This is a genomic window from Pseudomonas sp. LBUM1646 (genome assembly GCF_059716165.1).
Window position 1 is genome coordinate 3064089 of sequence record NZ_CP166810.1, and the last position, 19265, is coordinate 3083353.

Consider the following 19265-nt stretch of genomic DNA (forward strand, 5'->3'; position numbering starts at 1 on the left):
CTTTTGCGGTCTGCATTTTTTAATTTAATTTATTTTTGTGATTCGAATGTCGTCGACGTCAAAAGTTGTACTCCAGCCGACAGTTTGTAGCGCTAATGTTGTGGAGCCAGTGAAATAAAAATACAGCGCATAATCATCCCATGCCGCCGTGGGGAGTATGCAGTTGACATACTTTTCATAAGAAAATCCGATTCTGTAGCCATCCCAAGTTCCTTTAAATCTGGCCTTGCAGTTTATCTTGTAAAGGCCAGGCTCAAACTGAAATGTTTTTCTTATACCCAAGCCGGTACTTGTGAAGAACTTGTTGCCCGATTCACTCACGATAGAACCTGTGGTCAAAATCTCCCAACCATTCAATCCACTCTCAAAATCTGTAAAGTCTATTTCTATCGAAGAATTCATGATTAGTCTCAACGTGGTCTCAGGGAAAGTGAGTGTGGGCAGTGGAACACCGTGATTAATAAGTTTTAATTCCAGTCTGACCCGAATATCGCTGATGTTTTTTAGTTTGGTTAATTCGCTGCGCAATAGTGGTTTTCTCAGACCATTTGTTCGGTCGCTTTCAGTAATGGACTGATTCTCTGCAACCGTTATCGTGTATTTCTCATCATTTTCTTTTATTCCCTCGACATATAGATCGTATCTCTGCCCCACCTCAATAAATAGCCATGGGCGGACTGTAACGGTTGCGTCGCCAGGAAAGGTGCTGAGATCTAGCTCCTCGCCCTTTTCGGCTTCGGGAATTACAGGAGCCGGTAATCTCTGGTCTCCATCCTCAATCCGGATCACCCGCAACCCCAGGGGCAGCGATTCCGAAACGGGCGCACCGCTGCGGATCAACACCCAGGTCAGCTCAATATCCTTTCCCTGCCGCGCCGCCAAAAACGCCGAACTGAGAACAAAGTCTGATTGCCCCGCACTGAACTCCTGCTCCGGAAACGGCACGGCACCCGGTGCGGCGTTGATCTCTTTGAGTAATGCCTTGTCACCCGGATCGCCAGCAAACGTCACTCGTACGTTCACGCCACTCGCATAAGTCAGCACATCAATCGGACTGGCAGCCGGCGGTAGCAGGGTCGGCGGCGTCAATTCCAGCCGCGCACTGCCAATACTCAATACCCGCTCGCGAGAAAAACGCAGCGGTTCCCCCGCTCGCTTGAGGTAATAATCCACCGTCACTGTGCCATTGAGGTTCGGACCAATGTATCTCGGGTCCACCCAGAACGGCACCGGTTTGCCGGCGGTGTGGATGGTCAGCGGGATTTCGTACAGTGGGTGGGCGCCAGTGACAGAACCTACCCAGCGCAAGCCGACGATATCTTTGGCGCGGGTTTCGATCACCGGGTCGTTGAAACGGGCCGTGATGTTGGCGCCGGTCGGGGCGTTTTCCGGTAACAGCACGTCTTTGCTGTCGGCTTCGGTGACATCGGGGGCGCGGAACTCGGGCAGGGCCACACCGACGTTGAGTTCCAGCACCAGGGAATCACGCTCGCTGCGCACCGCCAGTTCGTCATCATTGGCTACTGTGTAATAGATCTTCAAGGTGCCGCCATTGAGGGGGCTGATTTCGCTGCCGGGCAGGCCGCGCTCGATGGGTGTGCCGACGGGCTCGCCGCTGACGATGATGGGGATCTGGTAGTAGGTCTCGCCACCGCCCGGGCGTTTGCCCTGACAATGAATGGTGATCAGGTCGCCGGGTTTGCGACCTTCGTAATACGCCACGGAAATCGTTGCGTAAGGCGAGTCGGCTGGCAGGGTACCGTTGGGGGCTTGCACCACGCTCGGTGCCGGCAAACGGCTGATGTCACCCTCCACGCTGACGCTGGCGTTTTTCGATGGCTGATCCGCCTCACCGCTGCGGATGCGCACGTAGGACACCGTGGCAAACCCTTGGGCGATGGCTTTGACGGCGGCGTTGGGGATGAAGAAGTCGAGGTGAAACGGCACGTAATCCACCAGTTTTACCAGCGGCCCGACGATGATCGGCGAGCCTTGGGCCGGGGTGCCGGTCCAGGTCAGGCGGACAGTGTCGTCCACCGCGAAGTCCGTGGCACGGGTGTAGACCCGCACGTTCACATCGTCGTTGCGCAAATCTTCGAGGTTGATGGTATTGGTCGGTTTGCTCCCAACCAGTACCAGCGGCGCCTCCAGCCGATTGCCGTCCAGATCCACCTTCACGTAGGCGAATTTGGCCCACGGCGCGCGCTCATCCGGGCGGTTATCGACGCGGTCGATGACCTGAAAGGTCACGACCACCCGCGTGCCGTCACCGGCAGCTTCGATCACGGCGCGCGTGAAGGTGATGATGATCGGGTTGTTGACCGGGTCGTCGACCTGCGCCTGAGTCACCGGGTAATAAATCACTTCCTGACTGCCCCAGCGGCAAACGATGCGGTCGAACGTGGTCCTGTGTTCATAGGGCTCGATGCGCATTTGCACGCCCCGGTCGGCCATGTCCGCGTCGACACCCCCGGAGACGTCGGTGATAAAGGTGTAATTGAACCCGGAATGCCCTTCTTCGGGACTGTCGTCATAGTTGCCAGGGCGGGTGGTCTTGACCAGGTAGGTTTCCAGCGGCTCCGAGCGTTCCGGTGTCTGGGTGCCTTGCGTGACCTGGTAAAACACCGGCATCGCGTCACCGTCCAGGACGTGTTCGCGGGGGATCCAGAGCACCACCGGCTTATCCAGTTCGTGATCAAACTCAATGGTTTTACTGACAACCGGTGAGGTGAGGCTCTGCCAATACATCTCAACTTTATCGCCGATGCCCATGGCGAGCCAGGCGCTGACGATGCATTGCAGATCCCCTTCGAGTGCACGAATCGGAATCCCGCCAGCGTAGTGGTCTGGGTCGGTCAGGGTGGTGCTGGACGGAAAGTACGGCGGACGCAACGCCAGAGGGGCATTGGGTGTTTCGGATTCAACCGGATGGAACTTGTTCATGGGGATACCTCTTCGCCGCAGGACAGGGTGGAGGTATCACACAAGAAATGGCGTTGCGCTGCCTACTGTCAGATCTGACAGTGGCGACGAGTGGTCAGTTGATAGCGCCTTGCACAATACTTGCGTCAAGGATCTTGCCATGCAGGTAGATCGCGGTTTGGTTTAGAGTGGGCGGCCATGCACGCTTCACGGAAGAATCATCATGCCCGTCACTGACCCCAGCATCACCCTCCAGCGCTTCAGCGAAGCCCACATCGACGGTATCACCGCGCTCTACAACGATCCGGCCATTACCCGGCAGGTGCTGCAAATGCCGTTTCAGTCCACCGAAGTCTGGCGCAAACGCCTGATGCCGGAAAACGAGCGGGTGGTGCAACTGGTGGCGCTGTATCAGGGAGCAGTCATCGGTAACATCGGGCTGGAGCAGTTCTCGCGGATCCGCCGCAGCCATGCCGGCAGCATTGGCATGTGCGTCGCCGGGGAATGGCAAGGCAAAGGCGTCGGCTCGAAACTGTTAGCGACAGCACTGGACATTGCTGACAACTGGATGAATTTGCGCCGGGTCGAACTCTCGGTCTACGCCGATAACGCAGCCGCTATCGGGCTCTACCGCAAGTTCGGCTTTGAAGACGAAGGCCTGTTTCGCGACTATGCCGTGCGTGACGGCGTGTTGGTGGATGCCTTGAGCATGGCGCGCCTGCGTTCCACGCCCAAGGCCGGTTGAGTCAGTCGCCCAAAGCAAACGCCACCGCCGCCTGCGCATGCAGTTCGGTGGTGTCGAGCAAGGGCAGGGGGCTGTGCTCGGGTTTGATCAACATGCCGATTTCCGTGCAACCGAGGATGATCGCCTGGGCGCCACGCGTGGTCAGCGACTCGATGACCTGTTGATACACCTTGCGTGACGCCTCGCTGATTACCCCGACGCACAACTCGTCATAAATGATCCGATGCAACGCCTGGCGTTCCTCGGCGCCCGGCACCAGCACCGTCAGCCCCATGGCTGACAACCGATCCTTGAGGAAATCCTGCTCCATGGTGAACGCGGTGCCCAGCAAGCCGACCTTGAGCGCCCCGGCATCGACTGCTGCCTGACCGGTCGGGTCGGCGATGTGCAAAAACGGAATGCTGATCGCTGCCTGAATCTGCCCGGCCACCTTGTGCATCGTGTTGGTACACAACACCACACAATCCGCGCCACCAGCCTCCAGTCTGCGCGCGGCATCCACCAGAATCGCCGCCGCATCGTCCCAGCGCCCGGCATGCTGGGCCTGTTCGACAGGCCCGAAGTCGACGCTGTACATTAGCAATTGCGCCGAACGCAACGGCCCGAGGCGGTCGCGAACCTGCTGGTTGATAAGGCGATAGTACTCGGCGCTGGACTCCCAGCTCATGCCGCCGATAAGACCGATGGTGCGCATGCTGTGCTCCTGTTTGATGGCAACCCTTTGTTAGAGAGTCTCCCGTGGATTCGAGCGTCGATCTATCAGGAAATTTCACATGCTGAGCCAACGCCTGCTGGACGATCAACTCTGCCTGCAACTGCTGCCGCGCGCGGCTTACAGCGCGCGGGATCCGGCGCAATGGCACACGCTTGGCGTGACCCTGGAACGTCAGCAAGGCGTGCATGCCATCGATTCCGACCATCGGGTGGACTTTGACACATTGCCCGGCGTACTGGCGCACACCCCGGTCGGTGTCGAGGTGTTTTCCGAATCTGCCGGTGGCGGCGAATACCTGCTGCTGCGGATGGACGAACAATTCGCCCGTCAGCACCTGCCTTCGGTTAACCACCGCGTGCAGTCAGCGGGCCACGGTCCGGCGCTGGGCTTGGCGCGGACGTTGCGGCGCCTGCTGTTCAATCCGCAACCCGACCGTTTGGCCCTGGAACAAGCGGCGCTGGCGTTCGTCGGTCTGGCGAGTGTGCCAGCCGATACCGCGCAAAGGGCTACGCCCAAGGGGTTCAGCCGGGTTTTGGAGCAGATTGCCGAGCAGTTCCATCAACCCCTGAGCCTGGAGCAGTTGGCCGTCACTTACGGGCACAACGAGCTGCGATTTCTGCGCGACTTCACCCGAGCCATCGGCCTCACGCCCCATGCGTATCTGGTCGAAGTGCGCCTGCAAGCGGCGCGGCGGATGATCGAGCAAACGGACCTGCCCCTGGCCAGCATCGCCCTGGACGCCGGTTTCGCCCATCAGTCACACATGGGCAGTGCCTTTCGCAAACACCTGGCCATGACCCCCAGCCAGTACCGCTCGCGCTTTTAGTCGTACGCCGGTAGCGCGCTTCTGCCATGCTCAAAGTCCGCAGCACCGCTTCAATCAAAGGAACACCGCAATGGACGACGTACGGCAACTGGGCGAGATGCTTCGCCACTACGCAGAAAGCGAAGCGCACAAGAAGCAATTGTTTGAATCGCAATCGGCCGTGTGGGCGACGCGCATTGGTGAGCTGTTCGATCAGATCCAGCAGTGGCTGGAACCGGTCCAGGCACCGAACCTGCTGGAGGTCAGCCGCGAGCTGTACGTCGCGTCCGGGCCGAGCGTGGCGGTCGAGACCTCGACCTTCAAGACCGAGAAACTGACAATTGTGATTGCCGGCAAACCGGTGGAGTTCGTGCCGGATGTGATGGGCGCGAGTGGCCAGATTTCATTGGCAGTCATGGGCCTGACCGCTGCGCGTTACGGCAGCATTTCGCTGGTCTGCCTGCCGCCATCCACCAGTTGGCAATGGCGCAAGACCAACGGCCTGAAAGACCCGGACACCTTCGCTTTTGATGCTGATTTCCTGGCGTTGCAACTGCAGAGCCTGATCCCCCGCGAGCGCGGTTGATCGAACTCCTGACGCTGTGTGGCCTCAATGACTCTCGACGTTGATCGTTCCCACGCTCCGCGTGGGAATGCAGCCCGGGACGCTCCGCGTCCCATTGGAACGCGGAGCGTCCCTTGAGGCATTCCCACGCAGAGCGTGGGAACGATCAAGAAGTGCCGTTTCCGCGAACGTTCCTGGCAGTGTGTTTTCAACGGGCGGATTCTAGATCAATCCGCCGTTGAGGGACGAGCATCTTCCTGCTGCCTTGTGACTACTGATCGTTCCCACGCTCCGCGTTGATCGTTCCCACGCTCCGCGTTGATCGTTCCCACGCTCCGCGTGGGAATGCAGCCCGGGACGCTCTGCGTCCCACTGAAACGCGGAGCGCCCCTTGAGGCATTCCCACGCAGAGCGTGGGAACGATCGGTGTCAGACTTCGAGGTTGCCCCACCCCGGCTTCGCCTCTTCCGGCGCCACCGCTTTCACGGTCTTGCCCGTCGCCAGCTCCACCCGCCGCGCCACCTCCGGGTCATCGGCGAACGGAATCAGGCTCGCATCCTCCAGGCTCTCGGGTGTCTGGTGCTTCAGGCAATACTCGATCGCCAGCCAGAACCCGACGACCCCGAAAATATTCAACACCATCTCCATCATCTCAACCCTCAGGCAATCTGCGCTTCACGCTCGGCCATCGCCACATCCGACACCCGCACGGTGCGCCAGCAGTTGTAGGCCATCAGCAACATGCCGCTGAGGAAGAACACCCCGCCGGCAAACCGCACCACGAACCCCGGATGGCTGGCCTGCAAGGCTTCGACGAAGGAGTAGGTCAGCGTGCCGTCGTCGTTGATCGCGCGCCACATCAGGCCCTGGGTGATGCCGTTGACCCACATCGAGGCGATGTACAGCACGGTGCCGATGGTTGCCAGCCAGAAGTGCAAGTTGATCAGCGGCGTGCTGAACATCTGCTCGCGGCCGAAGACTTTCGGCACCATGTGGTAAATCGCGCCGAAGGTGATCATCGCCACCCAGCCGAGCGCTCCGGCGTGGACGTGGCCGATGGTCCAGTCGGTGTAGTGGGAGAGGGCGTTCACCGTCTTGATCGCCATCATCGGCCCTTCGAACGTGGACATGCCGTAGAACGCCAGCGACAGCACCAGGAAACGCAGGATTGGGTCGGTGCGCAATTTATGCCACGCGCCCGAGAGCGTCATCATGCCGTTGATCATCCCGCCCCAGCTCGGCGCCAGCAGGATCAGCGACATCGCCATGCCGAGGGACTGCGCCCAGTCCGGCAGCGCGGTGTAGTGCAAGTGGTGCGGGCCGGCCCAGATGTACAGGGTGATCAGCGCCCAGAAATGCACGATCGACAAGCGATAGGAATACACCGGCCGACCCACCTGTTTCGGCACGAAGTAATACATCATCCCGAGGAACCCGGTGGTCAGGAAGAAGCCCACCGCGTTGTGCCCGTACCACCACTGCACCATGGCGTCGGTGGCCCCGGAATACACCGGGTATGACTTGAACCAGTCCACCGGTATCGACAGGTGATTGACCACGTGCAGCATGGCGATCACCACGATGAACGCGCCGAAAAACCAGTTGCCGACGTAGATATGCTTGGTCTTGCGCTGCACCACGGTGGTGAAGAACACGATGGCGTAGGCGACCCAGACCACGGTCATCCACACCGCGCCGGAGAACTCGATCTCGGCGTATTCCTTGGTGGTGGTGTAGCCCAGCGGCAGGGTGATCAGCATGATGACGATCACCGATTGCCAGCCCCAGAAGGTGAACGCGGCGAGTTTGTCCGAGTACAGCCGCACCTGGCAGGTGCGCTGTACCGCGTAGTAACTGGCGGCGAATTGGGCGCTGCCGGCAAAGCCGAAAATCACCAGGCTGGTGTGCAGCGGGCGCAAGCGACCGAACGTGGTCCACGGCAGGTCGAGGTTCATTTCGGGCCACACCAGTTGCGAGGCGATAAATACGCCCATGGCCATGCCGACCACACCCCAGACGATGGTTGCCACGACGAATTGGCGGACGACCTTGTAGTTATAGGCCTCTGCGATTGTTGCTGTGCTCATGGTCAGTTCATCCATGCAAAGTCTTGCCAGGCCACCCGGTCTGGCATGGGATGCACTGTAGAAACCTTGCCGGAAACAAAACAGACTCAGGAAAACTCGATTTATGCGGATCAGATACGGAGCATGCCTGCGGCCATCTGCTGCGCTCTGATACGGTTTTTTAGCGTTCAGGTGGGTCTGTAACGTGCTGCGCCGCAGGTTCATCATCCCGGCCATAAAGCCCCGTGTAGCAGCTGCCGAGCAACGCGAGGCAGCGTTCGGCGGCGCAGCCGTCGCAAACCCTGCAATCGCGGTCTACCTGAAACACCGCGGTGGCTGATTTCACGACGGCTGCGCCGCCGAACGCTGCCTCGCGTTGCTCGGCAGCTGCTACACGGGGACAAGAATCCACCCTGATGAGGCAGCCACATGTATCAGTACGACGACTATGACCGGGCGCTGGTGTTCGAGCGGGTTGCGCAGTTTCGCGATCAGGTTGAGCGCTTCATGGCCGGTGAACTGAGCGAAGAAGAGTTTCTGCCGCTGCGTCTGCAGAACGGCCTCTATATGCAAAAACACGCCTATATGCTGCGGGTCGCCATACCCTATGGCACCTTGAGTGCCGGGCAGATGCGCACCCTGGCGAGCATCGCCCGGGACTATGATCGCGGCTACGGCCACTTCACCACCCGGCAGAACATGCAGTTCAACTGGATCGAACTGGCCCAGGTGCCGGACATCCTCGAACGCCTGGCCCAGGTGGAGATGCACGCAATCCAGACCTCTGGCAACTGCGTGCGCAACATCACCACCGAAGCCTTCGCCGGGGTCGCAGCGGACGAGCTGATCGACCCGCGCCCCCTGGCGGAAATCCTCCGGCAGTGGTCGACCATCAACCCGGAATTCCTGTTCCTGCCACGCAAATTCAAGATCGCCATCTGCTCGGCGAAACAGGACCGCGCGGCGATCATGATGCATGACATCGGCCTCTATCTTTACCCCGGCAGCGACGGGCAAATGCTCCTGCGGGTGATCGTTGGTGGTGGTCTGGGGCGCACGCCGATCCTCGGTTTGCAGATTCGCGAAGGCTTGCCGTGGCAGCATTTGCTGTCCTACGTCGAGGCTGTGCTGCGGGTCTACAACCGCCACGGTCGGCGGGACAACAAGTACAAGGCGCGGATCAAGATCCTGGTGAAAGCCCTGGGCATCGACGCCTTCGCCAAGGAAGTCGAGGAGGAGTGGCAGCATCTCAAGGACGGTCCGGCGCAACTGACCGATGTCGAGTATGAGCGGGTCGCCAGTGCCTTCGTTCCGCCGGTTTATCGAGCGTTGGCCGGCACCGACCTGGATTTCGGCACGCGCCTGGCGCAGAACCCGGCCTTCGCCCGTTGGGTCGCGCGCAACGTGCAGCCGCACAAAGTGGCGGGCTATGCCAGCGTCGTGCTCTCGACCAAACCGGGCATCGCCTCACCGCCGGGGGATGTCACCGCCGAGCAGATGGAGGCGGTGGCGGACTGGTCCGAGCAGTTTGGTTTCGGCGAGATTCGCATCGCCCACGAACAGAACATCGTGCTGCCGGACGTGACCAAGGCCGACCTGTATGCCTTGTGGTGCCTGGCCTGCGACCAAGGGCTGGGCTGCGCCAACATCGGCTTGCTGACCGACATCATCGCCTGCCCCGGCGGTGACTTTTGCGCGCTGGCCAACGCCAAGTCGATCCCCATCGCCCAAGCGATTCAGGGGCGTTTCGAAGACCTCGATTACCTTCACGATCTCGGCGACATCAGCCTCAACATCTCCGGTTGCATGAACGCCTGCGGTCACCACCACATCGGCAACATTGGCATTCTCGGCGTGGATAAGAACGGCAGCGAGTGGTACCAGATCACCCTCGGCGGTGCCCAGGGCAAAAACAGTGCGCTGGGTAAAGTCATCGGCCCGTCCTTCAGCGCCGCTGAAGTGCCTGATGTGATTGAGCGAATCATCGGCACCTTTGTCCGTTATCGCGAGAGCGAAGAACTGTTTGTCGACACGGTGCAGCGCATTGGCCTGGAGCCGTTCAAGGAACGGGTCTACCCGAAAGTGCTGGAGGTGCCGGCATGAACAATCTGTTGCGGCTGGAGGAGGGTGTGGCGCGGATTGATCGTGATGACCCGTGGACATTGGTTCGGGATATCGACGCTGAATGGCCTGCGGGGCGATTGATTCTGCCGTTGGCCCGCTGGCTGGATGAACCGACTCGGAACGGGGTTTGGCTCGGGCCGGACGATGAGGTCGAAAGCCTGAAGTCCTGCTTCAACCTGCTGCCGTTGATCGCGCTGGATTTTCCGAGTTTTCGTGATGGTCGCGGGTACAGCCAGGCCTATCTGTTGCGCACCCGGCTGGGCTGGACCGGTGAATTGCGGGCGATTGGCGATGTGTTGCGTGATCAACTGAGCCATATGCGTCAGTGCGGGTTTGACAGCTTTGCGGTGCGTGAGGACAAGTCGGCCGAAGATGCGCTCAAGGGGCTGGCAGGGATGAGCGTGTTGTATGGGCGCTCAGTGATTGAGCCGCGCCCATTATTCAGACGCCGCTGAACTCTTTTTTTGTAGCAGCTGTCGAGCAACGCGAGGCAGCGTTCGGCAGCGTTTGGTGGCGCAGCCGTCGTAAAACCATGCACTGCGGTGTATCAAGTAAACCGCGTGCGCAGGATTTGCGACGGCTGCGCCGCCGGACGCTGCCTCGCGTTGCTCGACAGCTGCTACAGGGGTACGGGGAGTGGGTTTAGGGAGGTTTTTGCTTGGGGCAGTACTGGCATTTTGGTAAAGTCCGCGCAATCGGCCGTTTTTTTGGCTGCATGGACGAAATCAAGAAGGGAGTCTGGCGTTGTGAGTTTCGGCAAGAAGATTTTAGGGCTGACGGCATTTTTGCTGATGCTGACCCTGTGGGCTGGCTACTTTTACGTGTTCCAGGAAAACCGCGGCGGGCAGTTGGGCGGCGCCTATGACAGCACCGCTTGGTGCGGCACGCCACCGTCGGCCGATGCGCTGTCCCTGGGCAAGGATCAACTGACCCTGCGCGTCACCAACAACCTGCGCGGCGAGTTTATGCTCGGCGGCTCGGTGATCGTTTCCGAGCGCACCTTCAACCGCTATGACCTGGGCCGCAACGAATTGCGCCTGCGCTTGGAACCGCTGCAATGGTCGTTCGGCGCCACGCCGATCTTCCTCGAGCAGGTGCGGATCAAACCCCTGAGCCGCAACCTCGCCGCCGACAATAAAAGTGCCTACGCCGAACTGGAGTCGCGCCCCATCGGCGTGCAGGGCCGTGCCACCGAGTTTCCGTTCGACACCTACCGCTACGGCTACAAACCGGTGCTGTATTACCTCAAAGGCAACGAACGCATCGACCTGCGTTTCCGCCACATCACTACGCTGATGGAGATGTCGAACACCTTTATGCCGGTCCAGAAATACAACCGCGTGGAGTACATCAACGAGAAGAACTCAATGGTGCGCGATGAGGATTACAAGGCTTACAGCACCAATGAGTGCGCGTTCAGTGTCGAGCGCAAGGGCTCGTTCAAGGTGATCGTTTTGCTGTTGCTGCTGGTGATTTGCCTGCCGCTGATGCACGTGTTTTACCGCGATGAACCGGGGATTGATTTCCTGGCGACGTTGGTCGGGATTGGTGCGGTCCGGGTGATGCTGGTGGGGCCGTTGCAGGATTTTCAGTTGTACAACATCGACTTCCTGTTTGGCGCGGCGATTCTGCTGGTGGGGACGGTGTCGTTGATCAAGGCGATGCGGGCCAATAGTCGGCGGGAATTGGCGGCCAGGAGTGGGTCGTCCTGGTGAGTAACCTGTAGCAGCTGCCGAGCAGCGCGAGGCTGCGTTCGGCGGCGAAGCCGTCGTAAACCCTGCGCACGCGGTCTACCTGAAAAACCGTGGCACCTGGTTTTACGACGGCTTCGCCGCCGAACGCAGCCTCGCGTTGCTCGACAGCTGCTACGGGGGTTATTTCAACGCCGGATCCGCCATGTTCATTTTCTTCCAACCCTGCAATAACACCTGGGCCTTGGGCTCCTTGCCGTTCTCCAGGTAGTACTGGATCAGCGACAACCGCGCATTGCGATTCGCCGGCTGCACCTTCAACAACCTTTCCAGTTCCTCGCACGCTTCATCAACCTTGCCACTGTCATGCAGCGCCACCGCCAGCACATAACCGTACTGCGCGCTCTGGGGTTCCAGCGTCGCGGCTTTGCGCAGCAGCGGCATGGCTTGCGCCGTTTTACCCGCACGAATCAACGACAATCCCTGGGTGTGCAGTAGCAACGCCGCGTCCGGGTGTTCCTTGATGCTCTGTTCCAGCAGCGCTTGCGCCTCGGGACCGCGCCCGCCGGCCTCCAGCCATTGCACCAATGTCACCAGTGCCGGATAGAAGTCCGGGTCAAGTTTCAGGGCTGAGCGCAGCAGCGGCTCGACGTCCGCCGTGCGCCCGCTGGCCTGATAGAGCATGGCCAGGTTGAGGTTGGCCTCGGCCCGTTCCGCCAGGTTTTTCTGCACGTCCTCGTACTCGGCGATGGCCGCGTTCCAGTTGGCCTGCGCACGGCCCAAACCATTACGCGCCACGTTCAGCAGATCCCGAGCGGCAACAATCCGTACCGCCTTCACCGGGTCACCGAGCAACGGCGTCAGCAATGGAGCGCGCTCCGCTGGCGGCAGGAACGCACTGATCGCTCGCACCGCGCTTTCGCGCACTTGCGGCGCCGGGTTGCTCAAGTCCTGGGTCGCCAGTTTCAATGCTTGCTCGCTGGGGTATAGCGGCAGTTCGGCCAGCAGGGTCGCCCGTTGAATCGCCGGCAGGTCGCTGCGCTGCAATTGCTCGTACAAGGCCTGCGCTGCCCCCGGTTGACCATTGCGGATCAGCCACAGGCTTTCGTCATAGCGCGGTGCTTGAACAGCAGACGCCGAAGCGCTGTTCCAAAGCTTGAACTGCTCGGTCACCTTGTCCCCGGCCTTGCCTTGGTGGCAGGTCAGGCACGCATCCGGCGTCCCGAGTTTCGCCGCTCGCTCGGGGTTGGGAATGCTGAAGCTGTGGTCATGCCGGAAGTCATTGCCCATGTAGAACTTGCCCGGCATGTGGCAATCCACGCATTGCGAACCCGGCTGACCCATGGTGTGACGGGTGTGTTCGATGGAATCGTAGTTCTTCGCCTGCAAGCCCTTGCCATCGACACCTTCCACCGCAGTCTTGCCAGCGGTGTTGTGGCATTGCAGGCACACGCCGTTGCCCGGCGCCTTGAGTTCAGTGCTGTGGGGGTTGTGGCAGTTGCTGCAGCGCACGCCTTTGTCGAACATTTTGCTTTGGGCGAAGGAGCCGTGTTCGAACACTTCGTCTTTGATCTTGCCGTCCAGCGCGTACAGCTCACGGGTCAAGGCGCTTGGGAGATAGTCGTCCATCAAGCGCTTGCCGACGGTGTAGCCATCGCCCAGCGGCGCGCGGCGCGAGTGGCAGCGGGCGCAGGTTTCGAGCTCGACGGTGGCGTTCTTGTCCTTGAGATCGACGGCAAAACCGGCGTGGATCAGATCAGTTTTTTTTGCCGTCCATTCCAGGTGAGTTGAGGCCGGACCGTGGCACGCCTGGCAACCGACGCCGAGACTGTTCCAGTGACTCTCAAAGGTGTTTTTTACCGCATCGAAATTGCGCTTGTAACCGGTGGTGTGGCACTCGACGCACATGAAGTTGGCGTTCTGGCTCGGCTTGCTCCAGTGCAGCGGGTTCTTGAAGTTCACCCCCTGGCCCGGATAGAGATGAAACCAGCGGTGCTTCTCGGTATCCCAGGCCACACCGAGGGCCTGCAAGCGACCTTCGCCGACCTCGATCAGGTATTGCTGAAGCGGCGCGATGCCGAAGGTGTAGGCGACCATGAAGTCAGCGTTCTTGCCGTCGACCCCAGGGGTGTTGACCCAGAACTCGTCACCCTTGCGCGAGAACACAGTGGTCTCTTTTTCCGCCTTGAAGGTGACGTTGTTGAAGTCGCCCAGCATCGTGTCGGCGGTGGCCGGCTGCATCGCCAATTGGTGATGGGAGCCTTGCCAGTCCTTGACCTGTTCGGTGTGGCAGCCCTGGCATTGCTGCTCATCAACCATCGTCGCCGGCGCCGCAGCCACCACGGGTTTGACTGGTTGCGCGACAGGCGCTTTGACCGCTACAGGCTTGAGCGGGGCGGGGGCGCTGCTCTGGAACAGAAACCAGCCAATCGCCGCCACGGCCAGCAGCAATACGCCGATGGTCACGGGAAAGAGGTAGCGGTTCATCAGGGTCGGGCGCGAATCAGGGGTTGGGTTTACAGCTTTATTTTTATGCTTCGGCATTGCGACTTCCGTAGTCCGAGTGCGTTGGCCGTTCAGGGCGCGCTTTGAAGCTCAATGCAGCGTTGCCGGATGGTAAGCGTCTGTCAAATGGGCTTTGTGCGCTGAGCCACAGCCTTAGATGAATCTTCGATGATGATGACGGCAGATTATTGATATTTGGCTATAACTACCTGTGCGCTTCCCGTCGCGTTATCGACCCTCTTACAGGAGTTACAGCATGAAGCTTGCGTTAATGATGAGCACACTGTGCATCGCCTCGATCGGGGTGGTCGGCTGCTCCAGTAAAGTGGTCGAACCCGACCAGTATTCGGGGTTTCTCAAGGACTATAGCCAGCTCAAGGAAGCCAAGTCGCCGTCGGGTGCCGAGGTCATGCGCTGGATGGACCCGAAACTCAAAATCGATAAATTCACCAGCGTCTACATCGAGCCGACCCAGCTCTATCCCAAGCCGCAAGCCACGGTGAAAATTCCCCAGGCCACGCTTAATGGCATCACCGGTTACTACGACCAGGCGCTCAAGCGCGAACTGGGTAAATCCTTGCCATTGGCCGCAGGTCCAGGGCCAGGCGTGATCGTGGTGCGCGCGGCCATTACCGCCGTCAGCAGCAAGACCGAAGGCCTCAAGCCGTATGAAGTGATCCCGATTGCGCTGGTGGCGGCGGCGGTCAGTACGGCCAGCGGGATTCGGGATCAGGAAACCACCCTGGCGACGGAAGCGGTGTTCCTCGATGGTGGTAACAACACGGTTGTGGCCCAGGTAGTGCGCAAAGGCACCGGCAAACCGCTGGAGAACGACTCTCAGGTGATGAAGGCCGATGACGTAAAAAGCGTGATCGATGGTTGGGCTTCGGATTTGCATCAGTCGTATCTGAAACTCAAGTCCAAGTAGCCCCCACAGATCGTATACAGATCGTTCCCACGCTCTGCGTGGGAATGCCTCAAGGGACGCTCCGCGTTCCAATGGGACGCAGAGCGTCCCGGGCTGCATTCCCACGCGGAGCGTGGGAACGATCAGCTGGGGGGGGCACTCCCCGACAAACCATCGATAATACGGATTCCCCCCATCCCCACGCATCACGTCAGCAATGTCCCGCGCCCAGGCATCCCGATCCCCGTCATAGGCATGCAAACTCGCTCGATAAAACTGCATCAAGCGCTGGCGGTGCGCGTTCACCCGCTCGTTGAACCCGGCATCGCTTTTGTTATTGCACTTGCTCGGGAGTGGCGGCCTCGAACGGGTAGACCCGGCGCCATTCGGCAGCCATGTCCACGATAGTCCAGCCACGGGATTTTGCTTCGTCCAGCGCCTTGTCCAGCTTGCCGATCTGGGATTGGCGGTCGTAGGCCCATTCGCGTTTGGCGTCGGTGTGATGCACCAGGCCCATGAAGCGTTTGCCGGGCCCGGCGGCGGTCCACTGCAGCATTTGCAGGTCGCCGTCGGAGTTGCCGAAGGCGAGGATAGGTCGCCGGCCAATCACTGCATCGATGGATTCCGGTTTGCCCGGGCCATCGTCGTTATGCGCCAGTTTGGCGGTGCGCAGGATCGACGGCTGGCCGTCCTTGAGCTGGTAGGCGGTGACGAACGTGGTGCCGATCACTTGCTCTGGCGGGATGCCATAGACCTTCTCGGCGAAGGCGCGCATGAACGCGGTGTCGCCGCCGGACACGATGTAGGTCTTGAATTGTTGGCTGCGCAGGTAATCGAGCATTTCCAGCATTGGCTGGAAGATCATCTCGGTGTAAGGCTTGCCGGTTTTCGGATGGCGGGCCTGGGTCAGCCAGGTCTTGGCGTAGTCGTCGAAGGCTTCGGTGGTCATGCCGGTATGGGTCGCACCGAAGATTTTCAGCAAGCCCTCCATGCCTGCGGCGGCCAGGGCTTTGTGATCATTTTCCAGCACGGCTTTGAATGGCTGGGTGGTTTTCCATTCCGGGTGCTGCGGCGCGGTGCGCTTGACCTCGTCGAAGGCGAACAGCAACTCGAAATACGCCGGTTGCTCGCTCCACAGCGTGCCGTCGTTGTCGAACACGGCGATGCGTTCGTCGGGTTTGACGAAGTCTTTGCTGCTCTGATCGGTGACCGCCTGGACGAACTCGATGATGCTCTTCTTCGCCGGGCCGTCGTTCCACGAAGGCAGGGGTTCGTTGGCCTGGGCCAGCAGTGGCAGTGCCAGGGTCAGCAGCAGGGTCAGCCCGTAGCGGTGGCGGATCGATAGCGGGTTAGTCATGGGACATCCTTCTCGTGAACGGGGTTGAGTGGCCGTAACGCGGGACGCGCCGGGGCCTTTCGATGCAGGGTTTGAGAGTGCAGCGTAGCCAAGGATTGCTTGAGCTGGCGCAGGCCATGCCGCTGAGCGTCGCCCCGCAGAGGGTCAGGTGGGTGCGCATCCATATTGTTGTCATTGGTCCGGCTCCGTTACCAGGCGTACTGTAGGCGCAAGGTCCAGGTGTTGACGTCCGGTGAACCGGTGCGCTCGAAACCGTATCCGAGTAAGCGATCATCCCGTCAAACTGCGGCGACAGCATGAAACCGACACAGGCGCCGAAGAGGCCTTTTTCCTGTTTGTTGTCCTACCAGCCACCGTTGATTTTGGTTTCGCCGCCCCGGTTGTAAGTCGCATCAAGCTAAGCCGACAACGTCGTAATCCCCGGTCGGGGCGGTGATCCACAGCGCGCCGAAGAGGAAGGTTTCCGGGGGCCAGTTGGCGAACTCTTCCTTGGGCAGCGCTTTGCCGTCGAACAGGTTGTGCACCAGTACAAAATGGGTGTCGGCCATTCCGCCGTTATGTTTGGTGCCGTCGAAGGTCCAGGGGCAGGCCATCAATCCCTGTCTTGATGTCTTCAAACGTATTTTTTGCTCCTGCAATGTTCTGGACTACGGCTGATGACTTATTGCCCGACTTTATTGAGCAGCGGCATTTGCCACTGGCCACTGGCGACTTCCGGTTTTGGCAGGTACAGGCGCAAAATGCCGTAGAACGGGCCATCCGGCGCTGGCAGCCAGTTGCTTTGCAAGTCGTTGGCGGGGGGCTTGCGCTGTACGTAAAGGGTCAAGCCACCGTCGGCATCGAGCTTGAGGCTGGGCAGCATCCGCGAGTTGATCAGGTAGCGGTTCAGCGGGTTGGCCACCAGCAATTTGTTCTTGCTGTCGTACATCGTCAGGGACCAGAACGCATCGGCCGGGGGCAGGGCGTCCTTGTCGAAATGCAGGGTGTAGTCGTGTTTCGAGGCGTCCACCGGTTGACCGTCCTTGTCGACGAAGTAACCGATGTAATTCGCCTCTTCCGCGGAGTTGCCGAAGATCCCCATGTTGGCGCCGGCATAGCGGTACAAGTAGTTGCCGTTGAGGTGATCGCGAGTACCGAAGAAGTCGCCGCTGGTGACCTGGTGAGTGTCTACTTTGGTTTTCTTGAAGTCGGTGAATTCAGCCTTGGCGTCGCTGATGCCATCTTCAAGGGCCTGGCGCTGATCGGCGGTGAAGTCCGTGAGCTTGAACGGCTCGCCGGCCTCGATACCGATTTTCGCGAAACGTGCCAGCAAGTCTTTTTCCGCGTCCTGGGCCGGGGCGAAGGCGAGCATGAAGTTCAGGTAGCGGAACAGGTCCGGGGTGTCGCTCATGGTCGGCGTGGGTTTGGGCCAGGCGACTTCCGGGGCTGCGAGCGGGGCTTTTTGTTTGACGTAATGGCTCAAGGTTTCGACCTTGTAGCCTTTCTGGATCTGCTTGACCTTGCCCAGGTCTTTTTCGTCGAACAACTGCGTGCGGTACAGCGCATAGGCGATGTTGCTTTCGCTGCGCACCAGCCGATCCATTTCCACCGGTTGCTGGCCCTGCCAGTTCGGCCCGGCAATCATGAAATGCCCGCCATTGTTGCCGGTGCTGCGGGTGCCCAGGTAGGCAAAGTTCTGCGTATAGATGTCGATCAACTGCACGGAATAGTAGCGGTGCTCTTCAATCGGCGGCAGGGTCAGTACCAGCGGTTCGGCGCGCAGGTCCATCCAGATGAAGGAGTAGGGCGTGTCGGCATTCGGCGTGACAAACGCGGTGTCCTTGGCGGTGAAGGCCTTGGCGGTGTTGCCGATCTGATTGAACGGCGCCTTGAAATTCGCGCTCGTGGTGTCCACGGCCTGGGAGTAGAGGGTTTTGTACATCTCCACCACCGGGAAACCGTACAGGTAGGCTTCCTTGGCGATGCCCCGGGCTTCTTCCGGGGCGGCGGTGAAGTTGGCCCAGGCGCTGCCACTCAGCAGGATTGAGAGACTGGTGAGTATCAGGCGTGGGGCTTTTTCAAAACGCATGGGGTGTCCTTTCAAGGTAATGCCCGTCAATGACGAGATAGAACAAACCGTGCGTAGCCTGTGGTGAGGGCGCTTGCTCCCGCTGGACTGTTGAACACCATCAGCTCGCCGTTGTGGGCGCCGAGCCGCGTGTCGAGGTCCTGGGCTTGCGCCTGGGCGCCCACACCGCAGCTGACGAACGCCGCCATGATGCTGAAACCCGCTGCACGCAGTGCAATGTGCATATCAATGTCCTCATTTGCCGAAGGTGACGTTGATCCCGGCGAACAGCGTGAATTGCGGCAGGCCATCGCCTTTACGCTCGACTGTCCATTGGGGTTCTACGAAGGTGTTGAATATATTGCTCCCGGATTTCCAGACCTTGCCGCCACCGAAACCGATAGGGATGTGCCGGTGCTGTAGCCGTTGTGCGGGTCGGGGCGGGTGCTGATCGGCAAGGTCGCTCGCAGCAATTGCGGGACGCCGATGAAATTGTCGGGGGGCCACTGGCAGGGTGCCACGCAGCAACGCGTCATTGGTGTGGACGTTGGTGTCAAAGAGTTTGGGCGTGCAGTAGTCCTGCAGATTGGCGCTCGGCGCCAGGTTCAGCGGGTTGTCACTTTTGTTGGCTTCCTCGGCGTTATTGGCGTGAGCACAAAAGGCAGACGCCAGCAATGCCGCCAACAAACAGGCCTGCGCTCCCTGACTTTTCGACATGATTCCCCGGTTCCTTGGTGGCTCAGTGGACGAACTCGGCCATATTTTTGGCCTTTACTGCGTAATCTCTTTCCTATCAAGCCTGTAGGACACGTCTTC

General features: G+C 59.9%; 15 protein-coding genes and 2 pseudogenes. 7 read left to right on the plus strand and 10 right to left on the minus strand.

Annotated elements, in window-relative coordinates:
- Positions 1-24 precede the first annotated feature (24 nt).
- Positions 25-2943, minus strand: a complete 2919-nt coding sequence (locus ACA071_RS14300; protein WP_497644936.1) for a hypothetical protein — start codon at positions 2941-2943, stop codon at positions 25-27.
- 202 nt (positions 2944-3145) lie between these two features.
- Here ACA071_RS14300 and ACA071_RS14305 point away from each other — a divergent pair, with 202 nt between their 5' ends.
- Complete coding sequence (locus tag ACA071_RS14305) at positions 3146-3667, plus strand: GNAT family N-acetyltransferase (protein ID WP_497644937.1); 522 nt, start codon at positions 3146-3148, stop codon at positions 3665-3667.
- 1 nt (position 3668) lies between these two features.
- Here ACA071_RS14305 and ACA071_RS14310 read toward each other — a convergent pair whose 3' ends face one another.
- A complete protein-coding gene (locus ACA071_RS14310; protein WP_497644938.1) occupies positions 3669-4361 on the minus strand; it encodes an aspartate/glutamate racemase family protein in 693 nt (230 codons plus the stop codon).
- A gap of 79 nt (positions 4362-4440) precedes the next feature.
- Here ACA071_RS14310 and ACA071_RS14315 point away from each other — a divergent pair, with 79 nt between their 5' ends.
- Entirely contained in the window at positions 4441-5208 is a 768-nt protein-coding gene (locus tag ACA071_RS14315) for a helix-turn-helix domain-containing protein (protein WP_497644939.1), read from the plus strand.
- Between the two features lie 70 nt (positions 5209-5278).
- The gene (locus ACA071_RS14320; protein WP_497644940.1) at positions 5279-5773 is read left to right on the plus strand and encodes a hypothetical protein; all 495 of its coding nucleotides are present in this window, start codon (positions 5279-5281) and stop codon (positions 5771-5773) included.
- A gap of 408 nt (positions 5774-6181) precedes the next feature.
- On the opposite strand, the gene ACA071_RS14325 is transcribed toward ACA071_RS14320, so the two are convergent.
- Positions 6182-6403 (minus strand): cbb3-type cytochrome c oxidase subunit 3, encoded by a 222-nt coding sequence (locus ACA071_RS14325; RefSeq protein WP_497644941.1) that lies wholly within the window; start codon positions 6401-6403, stop codon positions 6182-6184.
- A gap of 8 nt (positions 6404-6411) precedes the next feature.
- Positions 6412-7839, minus strand: a complete 1428-nt coding sequence (ccoN, locus tag ACA071_RS14330) for a cytochrome-c oxidase, cbb3-type subunit I (protein WP_497644942.1) — start codon at positions 7837-7839, stop codon at positions 6412-6414.
- 408 nt (positions 7840-8247) lie between these two features.
- Between ccoN and nirA the strand changes: the two genes are divergently transcribed.
- From nirA to ACA071_RS14345, 3 genes are all read left to right on the plus strand, one after another.
- Complete coding sequence (nirA, locus tag ACA071_RS14335; protein ID WP_497644943.1) at positions 8248-9921, plus strand: nitrite reductase NirA; 1674 nt, start codon at positions 8248-8250, stop codon at positions 9919-9921.
- Entirely contained in the window at positions 9918-10397 is a 480-nt protein-coding gene (locus ACA071_RS14340; protein ID WP_497644944.1) for a DUF934 domain-containing protein, read from the plus strand. Before nirA ends, ACA071_RS14340 begins: the two co-directional genes overlap by 4 nt.
- 291 nt (positions 10398-10688) lie before the next feature.
- The gene (locus tag ACA071_RS14345) at positions 10689-11657 is read left to right on the plus strand and encodes a hypothetical protein (RefSeq protein ID WP_497644945.1); all 969 of its coding nucleotides are present in this window, start codon (positions 10689-10691) and stop codon (positions 11655-11657) included.
- Positions 11658-11816: 159 nt separating this feature from the next.
- Here ACA071_RS14345 and ACA071_RS14350 read toward each other — a convergent pair whose 3' ends face one another.
- On the minus strand, positions 11817-14177 hold the full coding sequence (locus ACA071_RS14350) for a tetratricopeptide repeat protein (protein WP_497644946.1): 2361 nt from the start codon (positions 14175-14177) through the stop codon (positions 11817-11819).
- A gap of 217 nt (positions 14178-14394) precedes the next feature.
- Here ACA071_RS14350 and ACA071_RS14355 point away from each other — a divergent pair, with 217 nt between their 5' ends.
- A complete protein-coding gene (locus ACA071_RS14355) occupies positions 14395-15066 on the plus strand; it encodes a DUF3313 domain-containing protein (RefSeq protein ID WP_497644947.1) in 672 nt (223 codons plus the stop codon).
- 313 nt (positions 15067-15379) lie between these two features.
- Here the strand turns inward: ACA071_RS14355 and ACA071_RS14360 are convergent, their stop codons facing one another.
- The 5 genes and pseudogenes from ACA071_RS14360 to ACA071_RS14380 all read right to left on the minus strand — a co-directional run bounded on the left by ACA071_RS14360 (position 15380) and on the right by ACA071_RS14380 (position 19166).
- Entirely contained in the window at positions 15380-16402 is a 1023-nt protein-coding gene (locus tag ACA071_RS14360) for an HAD family hydrolase (RefSeq protein ID WP_497644948.1), read from the minus strand.
- A gap of 188 nt (positions 16403-16590) precedes the next feature.
- Positions 16591-16977 (minus strand): annotated as a pseudogene (locus ACA071_RS14365) (transporter); the annotation flags it as partial.
- Between the two features lie 86 nt (positions 16978-17063).
- Complete coding sequence (locus ACA071_RS14370) at positions 17064-18470, minus strand: DUF1254 domain-containing protein (RefSeq protein WP_497644949.1); 1407 nt, start codon at positions 18468-18470, stop codon at positions 17064-17066.
- A 26-nt stretch (positions 18471-18496) separates the two neighbouring features.
- On the minus strand, positions 18497-18694 hold the full coding sequence (locus ACA071_RS14375; RefSeq protein ID WP_497644950.1) for a hypothetical protein: 198 nt from the start codon (positions 18692-18694) through the stop codon (positions 18497-18499).
- Positions 18695-18704: 10 nt separating this feature from the next.
- Positions 18705-19166: pseudogene (locus ACA071_RS14380) on the minus strand (hypothetical protein).
- Positions 19167-19265 lie beyond the last annotated feature (99 nt).

What these genes read in the sequence shown, in the direction of transcription:
- ACA071_RS14360 (WP_497644948.1), bottom strand. Translation starts at nt 16,402, where the DNA reads ATGACTAACCCGCTATCGATCCGCCACCGCTACGGGCTGACCCTGCTG.
- ACA071_RS14305 (WP_497644937.1), top strand. Translation starts at nt 3,146, where the DNA reads ATGCCCGTCACTGACCCCAGCATCACCCTCCAGCGCTTCAGCGAAGCC.
- ACA071_RS14350 (WP_497644946.1), bottom strand. Translation starts at nt 14,177, where the DNA reads ATGCCGAAGCATAAAAATAAAGCTGTAAACCCAACCCCTGATTCGCGC.
- ACA071_RS14340 (WP_497644944.1), top strand. Translation starts at nt 9,918, where the DNA reads ATGAACAATCTGTTGCGGCTGGAGGAGGGTGTGGCGCGGATTGATCGT.
- ACA071_RS14310 (WP_497644938.1), bottom strand. Translation starts at nt 4,361, where the DNA reads ATGCGCACCATCGGTCTTATCGGCGGCATGAGCTGGGAGTCCAGCGCC.
- nirA (WP_497644943.1), top strand. Translation starts at nt 8,248, where the DNA reads ATGTATCAGTACGACGACTATGACCGGGCGCTGGTGTTCGAGCGGGTT.
- ACA071_RS14375 (WP_497644950.1), bottom strand. Translation starts at nt 18,694, where the DNA reads ATGCACATTGCACTGCGTGCAGCGGGTTTCAGCATCATGGCGGCGTTC.
- ACA071_RS14300 (WP_497644936.1), bottom strand. Translation starts at nt 2,943, where the DNA reads ATGAACAAGTTCCATCCGGTTGAATCCGAAACACCCAATGCCCCTCTG.
- ACA071_RS14325 (WP_497644941.1), bottom strand. Translation starts at nt 6,403, where the DNA reads ATGATGGAGATGGTGTTGAATATTTTCGGGGTCGTCGGGTTCTGGCTG.
- ACA071_RS14315 (WP_497644939.1), top strand. Translation starts at nt 4,441, where the DNA reads ATGCTGAGCCAACGCCTGCTGGACGATCAACTCTGCCTGCAACTGCTG.
- ACA071_RS14355 (WP_497644947.1), top strand. Translation starts at nt 14,395, where the DNA reads ATGAAGCTTGCGTTAATGATGAGCACACTGTGCATCGCCTCGATCGGG.
- ACA071_RS14370 (WP_497644949.1), bottom strand. Translation starts at nt 18,470, where the DNA reads ATGCGTTTTGAAAAAGCCCCACGCCTGATACTCACCAGTCTCTCAATC.
- ccoN (WP_497644942.1), bottom strand. Translation starts at nt 7,839, where the DNA reads ATGAGCACAGCAACAATCGCAGAGGCCTATAACTACAAGGTCGTCCGC.
- ACA071_RS14320 (WP_497644940.1), top strand. Translation starts at nt 5,279, where the DNA reads ATGGACGACGTACGGCAACTGGGCGAGATGCTTCGCCACTACGCAGAA.